Source organism: Eubacterium sp. An3, assembly GCF_002159465.1.
In the GTDB taxonomy this organism is placed as follows: Bacteria; Bacillota; Clostridia; order Lachnospirales; family Lachnospiraceae; genus Anaerobutyricum; species Anaerobutyricum stercoris.
In genome coordinates this window covers 36,370-48,830 of sequence record NZ_NFIR01000012.1, presented here as the reverse complement: position 1 = coordinate 48,830, position 12,461 = coordinate 36,370, and the positions used below count along the sequence as shown (strand labels likewise).

The following is a 12,461-nucleotide window of genomic DNA, read 5'->3' as shown; positions in this document are numbered from 1 at the left end:
TCTCATGTGTCTGGCAGCATGATCGAGAATACGGCTCCTTGTGGAACGTTGTCGGTCACCTGGATGCGCCCGCCGTGGGCTTCGACAATTTCTCTGGCGATGCAGAGTCCCAGACCGAAATGTTCTTTGCCGGTCCGGGAGTCCTCGGCCCGGTAGAATCGCTCAAAGACCTTTTCTTTATTCTCGTCAGGGATGCCGGGACCGTTGTCGCTGACTTTCAGCAGAAACCGGTGTTCGGATGCAGACAGAGAAAGGGTGATACGGCTGTCCTCCGGCGTGTAGGAGAGGGCGTTATCAATAAGTATAGATAGTACCTGCGTGATTCTTTGTGGATCGCACAGACAGGGCGGCAGCTCCTGTTCCGGAAGACGGACGGTGAGCTGCCGTTTTGTTTTTGCAGCCGCAGTCTCATACTTTTCAAATACGTCAAGGATAAGAGTATCAAGTTCAGTTTCCTCCATGGAGAATCTCCAGGATCTGGTGTCAGAACCGGCAAGAAACAGCATATCCTCAATGAGACGTGACATTCGTTTGCCTTCCGACTGCATCATGGCAATAAATCTTTGCCTGTCGTTTCCTGATGCCGTCTCGAGGGCTGACAGAGCGGACATGATCACTGTCAGAGGCGCCCGAAGCTCGTGGGAAGCGGCGGAGATAAACCGGGTTTGTCTCGCCCGGCTTTCCATGAGCGGCCGGATCAGCCGTCCGGTAAAAAACCAGAAAAAGAGAAAAAGAACCGCCACAGCGCCCAAATCAGCCAGCAGGAAAATCAGGCGTTGTTTCTGCATGTCTTTCTGAAGATTTTCCGTGGAATGGAGAAGAAGAATCCCAAGATATCCCTTTTCCATGGGAAGAGTGGCGGCGCTGGCATAATAGGTGACGCCGGCATCTTCCATGGCGTATTCCACGTGATGCAGCAGTTTATCGGAAGAAGGCGCGGCAAAAATATCCATACCATGTTCTTCTCTTGCCAGCGCAGAAGCTTTTTCCATCACAGAAAGCTCTCCTCCGGAATGGTGCAGCTGCTGATAATAAAGGGGAGTACCGTTATCATAAATCTGAATCATAAACTGACAGCTGGCTTCCAGACGGGACAGCCACTGGTGGCTGATGACTGCCTGATTTTCCATGTGGGACAAGGTGGTATTGACATTATTTAAGAAAGAAATGTATTGATTTCTTTCCAGTTCCCGCTCAGAAAGAGACAGGCAGAGAAGGGTGGCGCCCACGAGGATACAGCCGGTCACCACCGTGGCAAAAAGCGTCAGTTTCCAGTGAAATTTCTGATAAATATTTTTCTTTCTGTCCTTATTCTGTTTCATGGATTCTCCTCTTTTCATTCCAGAATATATCTGATTTATTCCAGCACATAACCGACGCCCCGCACGGTGATCAAGGATACTTCACTGTTTACAGTTTTTAACCGGCGGCGGAGAAAATGTACATAATTATCGAGATTGCCGTCTTCCACCTCTGCGTCCGGTCCCCATACCCGGGAGAGCAGCAGGCTGCGTGGCAGAGTCTGTCCGGCGTTGCGGATAAAAAATTCCAGCAGTGAGCCTTCTCTCCGGGAAAGAAGAATCTGCTGCCGTCCCTTTTGCAGCTTGCGGAGCACTGCATCATAACTGATATCTTTATAAGAGAGACAATCGCCGGCTTCCCACTGGCCGCTGCGGCGGGAAAGAGAGTGAATCCGGGCGAGAAGTTCCGGAAATTCAAAGGGCTTTACGATGTAATCGTCCGCTCCGCTGTCCAGCCCCTCCACTTTATCATAAAGCTCGCCCAGAGCGGTGATCATGATGACCGGTGTTTTTATCTGCGCTTCCCTGGCCCGCCTCAGTACCTGCAGGCCGTTCATGGTGGGAAGCATCCGATCCAGAAGCACCATATCATGAGCGTCTTCTTTCATATAGTGCAGCCCATCCATCCCGTCGGTGCAGGCATCTACCAGGATGCCTTCCCGTTCCAGCTGATATTTCAATGTGTCACAGAGATTTTTATCATCTTCAATTAACAGAATTCTCATAGCTTTTCCCTTTCTGTTTTTATTTCACAAAACATTGGTATGATACCACATTTTTCTCTAAACTATCTCTAAAACCTGACAAAAATTAGAGACTCTTTTAGAGAAAAAATAGAGACTGCTGTGCTAAGATAACGGCATAACATTTCAGGAGGTGCTTATACATGCAGGTAACCAGTAGATTTTCGGGACATAGATTGATTTTATGGCTGCTATGTCTGCTTCTTCTTATAATATCCCTGACAGGCTGCGGAAATGCCGCGCCAGAGGGAAGTACTTCAGCAGGTGAAACAGCGAAAGGCCGTTTTCTGGAAGAGGAGCTGACTCTGCCGGAGGATATCACCATGATCGAGACCATCGGGCGTCTTTCGGACGGTTCCCTGGAGATGATGGCTCTCACAGGAGATGGAACAGAGAGAAAACTTTTCTCTTCCAAAAATAACGGTGGCTCCTGGGAAGAAATTGCTCTTCCAAAAGAGCTTGACGCCGCAAACTGCCCGTTTACTTATGCTGCCGCCATCTCCGCCGACGGAAAGATTTTTGTCAACGGAGGCTTCGGAACAGACGGTTCCTCTATGGAGAACTGGCTTTTTGCCGCCGACGGTCAGGGCAGAAAACTGGACATTCCCCTGAAGGACACCGAATCGTCCGGGGATGGATCCGTTGGTAATTTTGTCTCCGAAGGAGAGTTCACGGAGGACGGCAGCCTGTTTGCGCTGGATTTACAGCAAAATATTTATCGGATCAATGGAGAAACCGGAGAAGTTTCCGGTACGGCCGGAACATCTGACGATGCCAGGATATTTAATGCTTCCGGAAACCGTCTGTTCTATTTTTCCGAAGGAGAAATACATGTTTTGCGGACGGACGCCGAAGAAAACGGAGCGGACAGCGTGCTGCCGGACGCCGTTGTAGAAGAAAATACGGACAATTCCTATGTACAGGGAGATAAGACCATGGTCTTTGATTCTGATGGCGATGATATTTTTTATGCCAGTCATCAGGGTATTTATCACTATAATACCGGCGGAAGCGTCAGTGAGCAGATGGTCAACGGAGAACTTAATTCCCTTGGCAATCCAAATACGAGTTTCCGGAAACTGTTCCATATCAATGAGGATACATTTCTTCTGTGGGCGAAGGACGAATCAGACAGAGACGTGCTTTTAAAATACGCCTATTCCGCCGACGCCTCCACGGTGCCGGATAAAGAGCTGACCGTCTATGCGCTGGAAGATTCTTCCGAAATCCGCCATGCTATCTCTGCTTTTCAGAAAGAGCACGCCGATATTTATGTCAATCTGAAAATCGGCCGCAGCGGCGATAATGCTGTGACTGCCGATGATGCTCTGCGGACCCTGAATTCCGATATCATGGCGGGAGAGGGGCCGGATGTGATCATTCTGGACGGCATGCCGGTGGACAATTACATTGAGAAGGGCCTGCTCATGGATATCAGCGATGTGGCGGAAGAGATAAAAAAAGACAGCAGTCTCTTCGAAAATCTCTGTGAAGTTTATAAAAAGGATGAAAAATATTACGGACTGCCTTCCCGTTTCCTTCTGCCATTTGTAGAGGGAGAGAAACAGGCAGTGGACGCCGCCGGAACGGTTGAGGGTCTCGCTTCTCATATACAATCTCTGGCGCAAAACGGGAACGATAACCCGGTCATTAATCTTTCGGCGAAGACATTACTGGGCTATTTGTTCGATGCGGACAGCGCCGGGTGGATTGACGGGACAAAAGTAGATCAGGCGGGTCTTCAGAAATTTTTTGAAGCGGCGAAGACCATTTACGACGCGGACAGCGACAAAGAAAATGCTCTGGATCTGGAAACACAGGGGATTGCCAATGTGGGCAGCAGCGGCACTCTGGATTTGTTCATCGGGGATATAGACGTAAATCTTGGAACCATAGGTTCAGATGCCGATCTGATGGCTATTTTGTCAGTCAACCAGCAGACAAAAGGAAAGACGTTTTCTTATGGTCTTTTCAATAATCAGGAGCAGAAGATTTTTATTCCGTATTTATCAGCCGGAATCAGCAGTAAAAGTACACATGCTGAGGAGGCGAAAGCCTTTATTAAGACCATGTTTTCTGAGGAAGTGGGCTCTGTATCTGGAAACGGTCTCCCTGTAAACCGTACCGCTTTTGAGGCGCTCATGCAGCAGGAGGAAGGAGCCAGCGGCGCTATGGCTTTCTCCAATGAGGATGGAGAGATGATCAGTCTGGATATGACCGTGCCGACAGAGGAAGATGTCAAAGCCCTCTCCGGTATCATTGACTCGCTGGATACGGCTGCGGTCACTGATACAGTGGTTCGGGAACAGATCATCGAACAAGGCGAAGCTTATCTAAATGGTAATCAGAGACTTGAGGATACGGTGCAGACTGCCATGCAGAAAATACAGCTGTATCTGTCCGAATGATGAAAAAAAATGTATGGAAGGGCGTTTTCTTCCTGCTGCCCAGCATGGCGGGAGTCAGCATATTTGTACTGCTTCCTTTTCTGGATGTTTTGCGGCGGGCGTTTACTTCCGCCATCGGCGGTCAGTTTGTCGGGATTTCCAATTTTCAGTCGGTCCTGACAAACGACGCTTTCCGGCAGGCCGCCGGCAATTCCATCCGATTTACAGTCATCTGTATTCCTCTGCTCCTGCTGTCCTCGCTGTCCTTAAGTCTCTGGATTCGGCGCATAGGAAAAAGAGGGGGATTCTTCAAAAGTATTTACCTGATTCCCATGGCGATTCCCGTATCATCCATTGTGCTTTTATGGAAATATTTTTTCCACGGACAAGGTCTGCTCAACGGTTTTCTTCATCTTTTTGGAATCTCCGGAGCAGACTGGATGAATACACAGTATTCTTTTTGGATTCTTGTATTTACTTATCTGTGGAAAAACATCGGATATGATGTCATATTGTGGCTGGCAGGACTTTCCGCCATTCCGGAAAGTATTTATGAGGCTGCCCGTGTGGATGGGGCGGGTGAGCGGGAATGTCTGTTTTATATCACCCTGCCTAATCTGCTGCCGTCTTTTTTTACCATCACGGTGCTTTCTCTGCTGAATTCTTTCAAGGTATTCCGGGAGGCATATCTCATCGGCGGCAGCTACCCGGAAGAGCACATGTATCTTTTGCAGCATGTTTTTCAAAACTGGTTCCGGGATTTATCCCTGGACAAACTGTCCGCAGCGGCGGTTCTGGTATTTTTCATTATTTTCGTACTGATTCTGTTGCTGAAAAACAGACTGCAGAAGGAAGACAATATATGAAGGAGGATATTGCCATGGGAAATTGGATTCGCAGCCATATGCTTTTATTTTTTCTTGGAATCTTTGCTTTGCTCACCTGTTATCCGATTCTTTTTTTGTTCGGCGCTTCGCTCATGGGAAACCCGGAGATCGGACAGGTACTGGGGGCGATTCTCGGGGAGCGCACCGGCTTTGTCCGTCTGGTTCTGATTCCTTTATATCCGACTTTGCGGTCATATGTTGAAATTCTTCTGGATACGCCGGAATTTTTCATCATGTTCTGGAATTCCGTGAAAATTACCGGAGGGATTCTTTTAGGACAGCTGCTGGTAGGAGTTCCGGCGGCCTGGGCCTTTGCCCGCTACCGGTTTCCATGCCATAATCTGCTCTTTACCCTGTATATGGTGCTGATGCTGATGCCCTTTCAGGTTACCATGCTGTCCAATTACCTGGTTCTGAACGGAATGGGTCTCATGGATACGCAGCTTTCCATCATTCTGCCGGGTATTTTTTCCACATTTCCGGTATTTCTTCTTTACCGTTTTTTCTCCTCCATTCCGGTGGAAATTCTGGAATCTGCGAGGATCGACGGAGCGGGGGAGTTGCAGATTTTTTTGCAGTTCGGTCTTCCCCTGGGCAGTGCCGGTATTATCTCCCAGGCGGTGCTCGGTTTTCTGGAATACTGGAATCTGGTGGAACAGCCGCTGACATTCTTAAAAGATCAGCGGCTGTGGCCGTTGTCTTTATTTCTGCCGGATATTACCCTGTCCAATGCCGGTATGGCGGTGACGGCGTCTGTCATCACACTGCTTCCGGCTCTGCTGGTCTTTCTGGCGGGACAGAATTATCTGGAACAGGGCATTGCCGCTTCCGGTCTGAAAGGATGAAATTATGACAGAACATAGAAAAGGGGGATTTCTAAAGATCATGAAAAAGAACCGGAATATCCAAAAAAGCCGCGATCTCCGAACATCTTTATCCGGCGTACAGCATCGTCTCAAAGCGATTCTGGAATTTCAGTGGCAGACCGAGCAGTCCCTGCGCAGCCGTGCTATCCGGCTGCTGGCAGTTTTCCTTGCCATTATGGTATTATTTACATTTTTATCCCGCTGGGCGGACAGTGTCACAGTACCGAGGGTACAGGTGGACGCGCCGGCGGCCCGGGTCATCGAACATAGAATTTCCGCCGCCGGGACCGCCATACAGAACCGGGAAACTGCTGTGTCGGTGGAGTCCGGATTGCAGGTGGAATCTGTATATGTCAATGTGGGAGATACTGTAAAAAAAGATGACGTGCTGTTAAAAATTAATCTGGAACAGCTCCAGGAGAAGATTGACGAGGTAGAAAAGGAGATAAAATCTCTGCAGCTCAGCAATGACGCTCTGGATTATAACAGAAATCTGCAGGAAGACAGCAGAAGCAAATCCATTCGTCAGGCAGAGAAAAACTATGCTGACGCCAAGAGCGCCGGCTCCGACGCTGTATCGGCGGCAAAGAAAGAACTGGAAAAGGCCAGAAAGGATTTGCGGCAGGCTAAAAAAGATAAGAAAAAAGCAAATAAAAAAGGAAAACAATCGGATACCGGCAACATTGAGAGCCTGAAAAGCCTGGTGGAACAAAAAGAACAAGCTTATGAGGACGCCAAAAATAGTCAGAAAAGCGCGCTCAGTGAAGCGCAGCAGGCCATCGACGAGGCAAAAAAGCCGCTGGAAAAGGATAACACTGGAGCCATCAACGATCTGTCCATAGACACTTATGAAAAAAATCTTAGCAAGTTGAATAAAATAAAGGAGGCAAAAGGGCAGATCAAAGCGGACAATGACGGAGTCATCACCAATGTGGCGGTGACAGCCGGCAGTATGACTACAGAGGAAGCAGTCATGCGCATGGCGGATCTGAGTGCCGGTATACGGTTTACGGCTCAGTTTTCTAAAGAAGATGAAAAATATCTGACGGACAATGCGGAAATCTCCCTGTCTTTAGATGGAGAGACTCCGGTAGCAGAGGGGCTGTCCCTGGAATCCGTGACGGAAAGCGGAGCGGATGGAGAAACCACTGCGGGTGCTGATTCTCTGGACGCTTCAGTACTGCTCACCGGCGACGCTCTCACGAACAGCGGATTATCTATCGGGCAGACAGCCACCATGATTGTCACCCAGAAGTCAGAAAAATATGCCTCCACCATTCCTCTTTCCGCTTTGCGGGAAGAAAATAATAAAGAATATATTCTGACGGTGGAGAAAAGAGAATCTGTTCTGGGAGAGGAATGGTTTGCCCAGCGGACAGAAGTCACCGTCCTTGATAAAAATGAAACTTACGCAGCCATAAAGGAAGGGGTCATCAATGCAGACAGTACCATCATCATTTCTTCCAGCAGATCCGTCGAGGACGGCGACCGGGTCAGGGAGGAAGAAGAGACTTCGTAGTATGTTTATGACAGCGCTGTCCATCGTCTTATTTGTCCTGGCAAGAATTGCCGCCGCCGGACTGTCTCTGACCGCCGATGCAGAGATTCTCCTGGCGGGAGACACTGTCACGGGAGACGCCGCCGAAGAGATGCGGATGCTGGAAAAGCAGCAGGACTCGCCGCTTCTTTTCACTCTCTGGGAGGAAGAAAAAGACGCACTGGTGGAAAATACAGCGTGGGACCGGCAGGAAAATGTATCCGTTCTTTTGCTGAATGGAGATTCATATCTGCTTTTTGACGGACCGGTGCTGAAAAAGGACGATACCGGCGGCTGCCTCATTGACGCTCTCACAGCGGAAACCCTGTTCGGGAGCCGGAACGTTGTCAACAGTGAACTTCAGTACAATGGAGAGACTTTCACCATCCGCGGAATTCTTCCGGAGGATACGCCGGTACTTGTGGTGCAGGAGGCCGTTTTTGACCATGACTCCGCTGGAAATGGAGTATCTTTTGAAAATGGAGTCGCTGGAGGCGGCAGCAGCGCCGTCGCCTTTCATCATATTTCCCTGCGGTTTCCATCGGAAGGAAGCAACGGTAAAAAGCAGCAGGGCAGCTCCAGTCAAATAGAGGAATTTATGGTCCGACATGGGATTACGGGAGAGATCAGCCGCCAGAAAGGGATATCCGATCTGGCAGCGGCATTCAGTTTTTTGCTGCCGGTGGCGCTGTGGAGCAGCCTACTGGGACAAACGTTTTCTCTGATGAGAAAAAACCGGCGATATCCGGTCCGGGTTCTTCTGGCTGCGCTGCTGTTGTTATGCCTTGTGTGGCTGTTTTTCTTTCTGACGGGAATTCATCCGCAGATTCCGGAAGATATGATCCCCACCCGCTGGTCGGACTTCTCCTTCTGGAGCCGATGGGCGGAGAAACAGACGGAGAACTTCACTACATTTCTGTCAGGAGAAAAAAGCCCTATGGCTCTGCAGCGACTCAGGCTCATGGGAACTGCCGCGGCTGCCGGAAGCGGGGCTGTCATTTGTTATTTTTTCAGCAGTTTGAGATGTGCTTTGTTTTTTAAAATAACTGAAAAAAGTACAAAAAATAAAAAGAAATAGCCCAAATCAGGAAGTAAAATTGTGTTACTAATTTGTTACTAAATGGTATCATTTTGGGCAATCTTGCTTCGCTTTATATACTGAATTTTCCGCATAAATACGTGTTTTTTAGATGTGCACAAACTGTCTAATTTGTGGTACAATATACAATATAATAATTAAAAAATTGTGCGGTTTTCTCAAAGATCCGGTCAGATCACACTGATTTGAAAACCGCGCCAAAGCAGGTGATTCATATGTCAGACAGAAAAAAGGCTCCGCTCTATAAAAGCTTTTCTTATGCATTTGAGGGAATATTTACATGTATAAGAAAAGAAAGAAATATCAAGATACATTGTGTCTTCATGTTTCTTGTCATAGCAGCGGGGCTTGTTTTACATTTATCCGTGACGGAATGGTGCATCTGTCTCGTTCTGTTCGGATTGATCCTGTCTTTGGAACTTGTCAATACAGCGGTGGAATCTGTGGTGGATCTGGTCACAGAGGAGAGAAAGCCTCTGGCCAAGGTCGCCAAAGATACGGCGGCAGGGGCGGTTCTCATATCCGCCATCATGGCGGCTATCATCGGATGTGTGATTTTTGTTCCAAAGGTTCTTGATTTTATCGGTATTTTTTAAGTTCATTTTATAATAAGGAGGAGTTACTATGGAATTAGGCGAAAACATCAGAAAATTATTACTGGCGGGTATCGGTTCTGCAGCGATGACTGCGGAAAAATCAAAAGAGATTCTTGACGATTTGGTAAAAAAGGGAGAGCTTACCGTGGAGCAGGGAAAGGTTCTCAATCAGGAGCTGCGCCACGATATTCGCGAAAAAATGAAATCTAATGTCAATGTTTCTGTAAAACCTTCTTCTCCTGAAGAATTAAAGGATTTGATCGATAAAATGACGCCGGAACAGCTGGCTGCGCTAAAAGAACAGATTGCCAGGGCGGAGGGAGAAGAGATGGATGAGGATTCTTCTGACGGCTGTAATACCTCATCCAGTGAGGATGTGGTGGAAGAGTAGATGCAGGAGAATACAGCAGATCCTATGGAAAACAATGCCTCAGACAACAGTACTTCTGACAATTACCGGGGAAGACTGAAAGAGATGACAGCGGTGCTTAGGAAGAATTCGATCACCCGGGGTATTACTCCGGAAAAACTGCGGCAGATACTGGAAGATCTGGGACCGACTTATATTAAGCTGGGGCAGATTATGTCCAGCCGTTCCGATATTCTTCCACAGAAGTATTGTGACGAACTGATGAGACTTCGTTCTGAAGTTCCTCCTATGCCGTTTTCACAGGTAGAAGAGGTCATCAACGCCTCTTTCGGCTATTCCTGGCGTCAGATTTTTTCAGATATTGAGATGATGCCTCTGGGTTCCGCTTCCATCGCGCAGGTGCACCGTGCCACGTTAAAGAACGGAGAAGAGGTTGTCATAAAGGTACAGCGGCAGGGCATTTATGAAACGATGTCCAGAGATATCGGACTTTTACGGCGGGCAGTCAAACTTCTGCCTCCGGTAGCCATCAAAGATCTGGTGGATCTGGATTTAGTCCTCACGGAACTTTGGCGGGTAACCCAGGAAGAGATGAATTTTCTCATGGAAGCCGCCAATATGGAAGAATTCGCTGATAAAAATGACGACGTGGTTTTTGTGGGGGTTCCCCGCCTTTACAGGGAATATACCACTACTCAGGTTCTTGTGATGGAATATGTGAATGGCTTTGCCATTGATGATAAAGCTAATCTGCTGGCAAACGGATATGATTTAAACGAAGTGGGAACTAAGTTTGTCGATAATTTTGTCAAACAGGTCATTGACGATGGCTTTTTTCACGCAGATCCTCATCCGGGGAATGTGATGGTCCGCGGCGGGAAAATTGTCTGGATGGACATGGGCATGATGGGACGCCTTACAGACCGCGACCGTGAATTCATCAGCCGGGCTGTGGAAGGTGTCGCCTTAAACGATATCGGCATGATTCAGGACTGTGTCCTTGCTATCGGAGATTTTCGGGGCAAACTGGATCAGAGTCAGCTTTATGACGATCTGCAGGCACTGATGGCAAAATACGGCACCGCTGACATGGGGAGTATTGATATCGCAGATCTGGTAAAAAGTCTCATGGAAACCATGAAAAATAATCAGATTGTCATGCCTCACGGTTTGACGCTGCTTGCCAGAGGTCTCACCCACGTGGAGGGTATCCTTGCCTCCATCAGCCCCGATATTAATATGGTACAGATTGCTTCTGCGCGCATAAAAGACCAGTTTTTTCAGGAAGAGAATCTGAAAAAAGAAGTGAAGGGAACTGTAAGGAGTATTGTCCGTTCCCTGCGCCGCGCCATAGATATTCCTTCCCTGGCCGCCGATATCCTTCAGGGGCACATGAAGGGACAGACAAAGGTTAATCTGGAATTGCATGTGTCAGATGATCTGTCACAACTTTTACGGCGGCTGATCCGCAATATCGTCATGGGTCTTTGGGTCATGGCGCTGCTGATCAGTTCCAGTATTATCTGTACGACAGACATGACCCCCAAAATATTGGGGATACCGGCCCTTGGCGCTTTGGGATATCTGATTGCTTTTGTGATTGTCATGTATGTTTTTCTCAAACATTTTTTCTCAAGAAAATAGATACCTGCACTTCTTTGTGCTATAATAGGGAAGAATATCAAAACGCTATATGCTATGACAATTAAAAAGAAAGAGGAGGAATCTGTAAATGGATTACAAAAATATTATTTTAAATAAATATTCTGTGAGGGATTATAAGGAAAAGAAAGTAGATGCGAAGATTATCAAAGAACTTTCGCAGTATGCAAACACCTGCCCGAAACTGGTCGATGATATCGAGATGGATATTCGCATCATGGACAATGATGTGGTTTACCGTCAGCTTGACGGTTTTGCCGGTTATCATGGCATTTTGATCAATGCGCCGCATTATATTATTTTATTATCCGAAAATAAGGAGCACTATCTGGAAAATGCAGGATATGTTGGAGAGAGCATTTCCATGAAGGCGTCAGAGCTGGGCGTCGATTCCTGCTGGATTACTTTTACAAGCAGCGAAAAAGTGATACACCGGCTGAATATAGTCACAAATAAAGAGGTTGTGGGTATCCTGACTATCGGATACGGCAAAAAGAAGGCACCGATCACCCTGGGAGCCTTGAAGACCGGCGACAATTATTCCCAGGCAGATATGCGCAAAAAAGAAAGCAGTCAGTCAAAAGTTCTGCCTCTGCAGGAAATGGTCTACATCGACAAATGGGGAGAAGGCGCCGATGTAAATACATTATTGGAACGAGCGTTGTATGAACCGATGGACTGTGTAAGAAAAGCGCCGTCTACCATGAACCGTCAGCCGTGGAGATTTTTGATTGACGGTGGAAAAATTGTCCTGCTCATGCGTAAAGACAACGATGTCAGTGAATATGAAGAACGGATAGACGCAGGTATAGCAATGCTGTACTTTGAAGATGTCATTGGGCAAACCCTCTGTAAGATCCAGTGGGAACTGGGACCGGTAGATAATATTTACGGAATTCCGGATGAATATGTAATTGTAGCTTCCTGTGAAGCTTAAGTTTTAGAATATAAAAAGGAACATCTGCACAGAAGGGTGGATGTTCCTTTTTATTTAATATGAAAGAGAGCCCGGC

Annotated in this window: 11 protein-coding genes; 9 read left to right on the top strand and 2 right to left on the bottom strand. The window is 47.6% G+C overall.

Translation table 11 applies throughout. The features are described 5' to 3' along the window. Positions 1 to 2: 2 nt before the first annotated feature. Both B5F87_RS11135 and B5F87_RS11130 read right to left on the bottom strand, forming a co-directional pair. Positions 3 to 1,322, bottom strand: a complete 1,320-nt coding sequence (locus tag B5F87_RS11135; protein WP_158097026.1) for a HAMP domain-containing sensor histidine kinase — start codon at positions 1,320 to 1,322, stop codon at positions 3 to 5. A 35-nt stretch (positions 1,323 to 1,357) separates the two neighbouring features. Next, positions 1,358 to 2,026, bottom strand: coding sequence for a response regulator transcription factor (locus tag B5F87_RS11130; protein WP_087281027.1), 669 nt, complete (start codon positions 2,024 to 2,026; stop codon positions 1,358 to 1,360). Between the two features lie 161 nt (positions 2,027 to 2,187). Here B5F87_RS11130 and B5F87_RS11125 point away from each other — a divergent pair, with 161 nt between their 5' ends. The 9 genes from B5F87_RS11125 (at position 2,188) to B5F87_RS11085 (ending at position 12,385) form a co-directional block, all read left to right on the top strand. Then, positions 2,188 to 4,452 (top strand): extracellular solute-binding protein, encoded by a 2,265-nt coding sequence (locus B5F87_RS11125; RefSeq protein ID WP_087281025.1) that lies wholly within the window; start codon positions 2,188 to 2,190, stop codon positions 4,450 to 4,452. Beyond that, positions 4,449 to 5,297 (top strand): sugar ABC transporter permease, encoded by an 849-nt coding sequence (locus B5F87_RS11120; protein WP_087281023.1) that lies wholly within the window; start codon positions 4,449 to 4,451, stop codon positions 5,295 to 5,297. The genes B5F87_RS11125 and B5F87_RS11120 overlap by 4 nt, the downstream gene beginning before the upstream one ends. Further along, positions 5,294 to 6,163, top strand: coding sequence for a carbohydrate ABC transporter permease (locus B5F87_RS11115; protein ID WP_242964418.1), 870 nt, complete (start codon positions 5,294 to 5,296; stop codon positions 6,161 to 6,163). The genes B5F87_RS11120 and B5F87_RS11115 overlap by 4 nt, the downstream gene beginning before the upstream one ends. Positions 6,164 to 6,167: 4 nt before the next feature. Then, positions 6,168 to 7,703: a biotin/lipoyl-binding protein gene (locus B5F87_RS11110; protein WP_087281021.1), complete on the top strand. Its 1,536-nt coding sequence runs from the start codon at positions 6,168 to 6,170 to the stop codon at positions 7,701 to 7,703. Between the two features lies 1 nt (position 7,704). After that, positions 7,705 to 8,799, top strand: coding sequence for an ABC transporter permease (locus B5F87_RS11105; RefSeq protein ID WP_087281019.1), 1,095 nt, complete (start codon positions 7,705 to 7,707; stop codon positions 8,797 to 8,799). 236 nt (positions 8,800 to 9,035) lie between these two features. Continuing rightward, entirely contained in the window at positions 9,036 to 9,416 is a 381-nt protein-coding gene (locus B5F87_RS11100; protein WP_087281017.1) for a diacylglycerol kinase family protein, read from the top strand. 28 nt (positions 9,417 to 9,444) lie between these two features. Further along, entirely contained in the window at positions 9,445 to 9,807 is a 363-nt protein-coding gene (locus B5F87_RS11095) for a hypothetical protein (RefSeq protein WP_087281014.1), read from the top strand. Positions 9,808 to 9,831: 24 nt separating this feature from the next. Next, a complete protein-coding gene (locus tag B5F87_RS11090) occupies positions 9,832 to 11,430 on the top strand; it encodes an AarF/UbiB family protein (RefSeq protein WP_242964416.1) in 1,599 nt (532 codons plus the stop codon). Between the two features lie 88 nt (positions 11,431 to 11,518). After that, a complete protein-coding gene (locus B5F87_RS11085) occupies positions 11,519 to 12,385 on the top strand; it encodes a nitroreductase family protein (RefSeq protein WP_242964414.1) in 867 nt (288 codons plus the stop codon). Positions 12,386 to 12,461: the final 76 nt, after the last annotated feature.

Excerpts from the sequence above, each read along its gene's own strand:
- B5F87_RS11135 (WP_158097026.1), bottom strand. The coding sequence starts at position 1,322 with ATGAAACAGAATAAGGACAGAAAGAAAAATATTTATCAGAAATTTCAC.
- B5F87_RS11130 (WP_087281027.1), bottom strand. The coding sequence starts at position 2,026 with ATGAGAATTCTGTTAATTGAAGATGATAAAAATCTCTGTGACACATTG.
- B5F87_RS11125 (WP_087281025.1), top strand. The coding sequence starts at position 2,188 with ATGCAGGTAACCAGTAGATTTTCGGGACATAGATTGATTTTATGGCTG.
- B5F87_RS11120 (WP_087281023.1), top strand. The coding sequence starts at position 4,449 with ATGATGAAAAAAAATGTATGGAAGGGCGTTTTCTTCCTGCTGCCCAGC.
- B5F87_RS11115 (WP_242964418.1), top strand. The coding sequence starts at position 5,294 with ATGAAGGAGGATATTGCCATGGGAAATTGGATTCGCAGCCATATGCTT.
- B5F87_RS11110 (WP_087281021.1), top strand. The coding sequence starts at position 6,168 with ATGACAGAACATAGAAAAGGGGGATTTCTAAAGATCATGAAAAAGAAC.
- B5F87_RS11105 (WP_087281019.1), top strand. The coding sequence starts at position 7,705 with ATGTTTATGACAGCGCTGTCCATCGTCTTATTTGTCCTGGCAAGAATT.
- B5F87_RS11100 (WP_087281017.1), top strand. The coding sequence starts at position 9,036 with ATGTCAGACAGAAAAAAGGCTCCGCTCTATAAAAGCTTTTCTTATGCA.
- B5F87_RS11095 (WP_087281014.1), top strand. The coding sequence starts at position 9,445 with ATGGAATTAGGCGAAAACATCAGAAAATTATTACTGGCGGGTATCGGT.
- B5F87_RS11090 (WP_242964416.1), top strand. The coding sequence starts at position 9,832 with ATGGAAAACAATGCCTCAGACAACAGTACTTCTGACAATTACCGGGGA.
- B5F87_RS11085 (WP_242964414.1), top strand. The coding sequence starts at position 11,519 with ATGGATTACAAAAATATTATTTTAAATAAATATTCTGTGAGGGATTAT.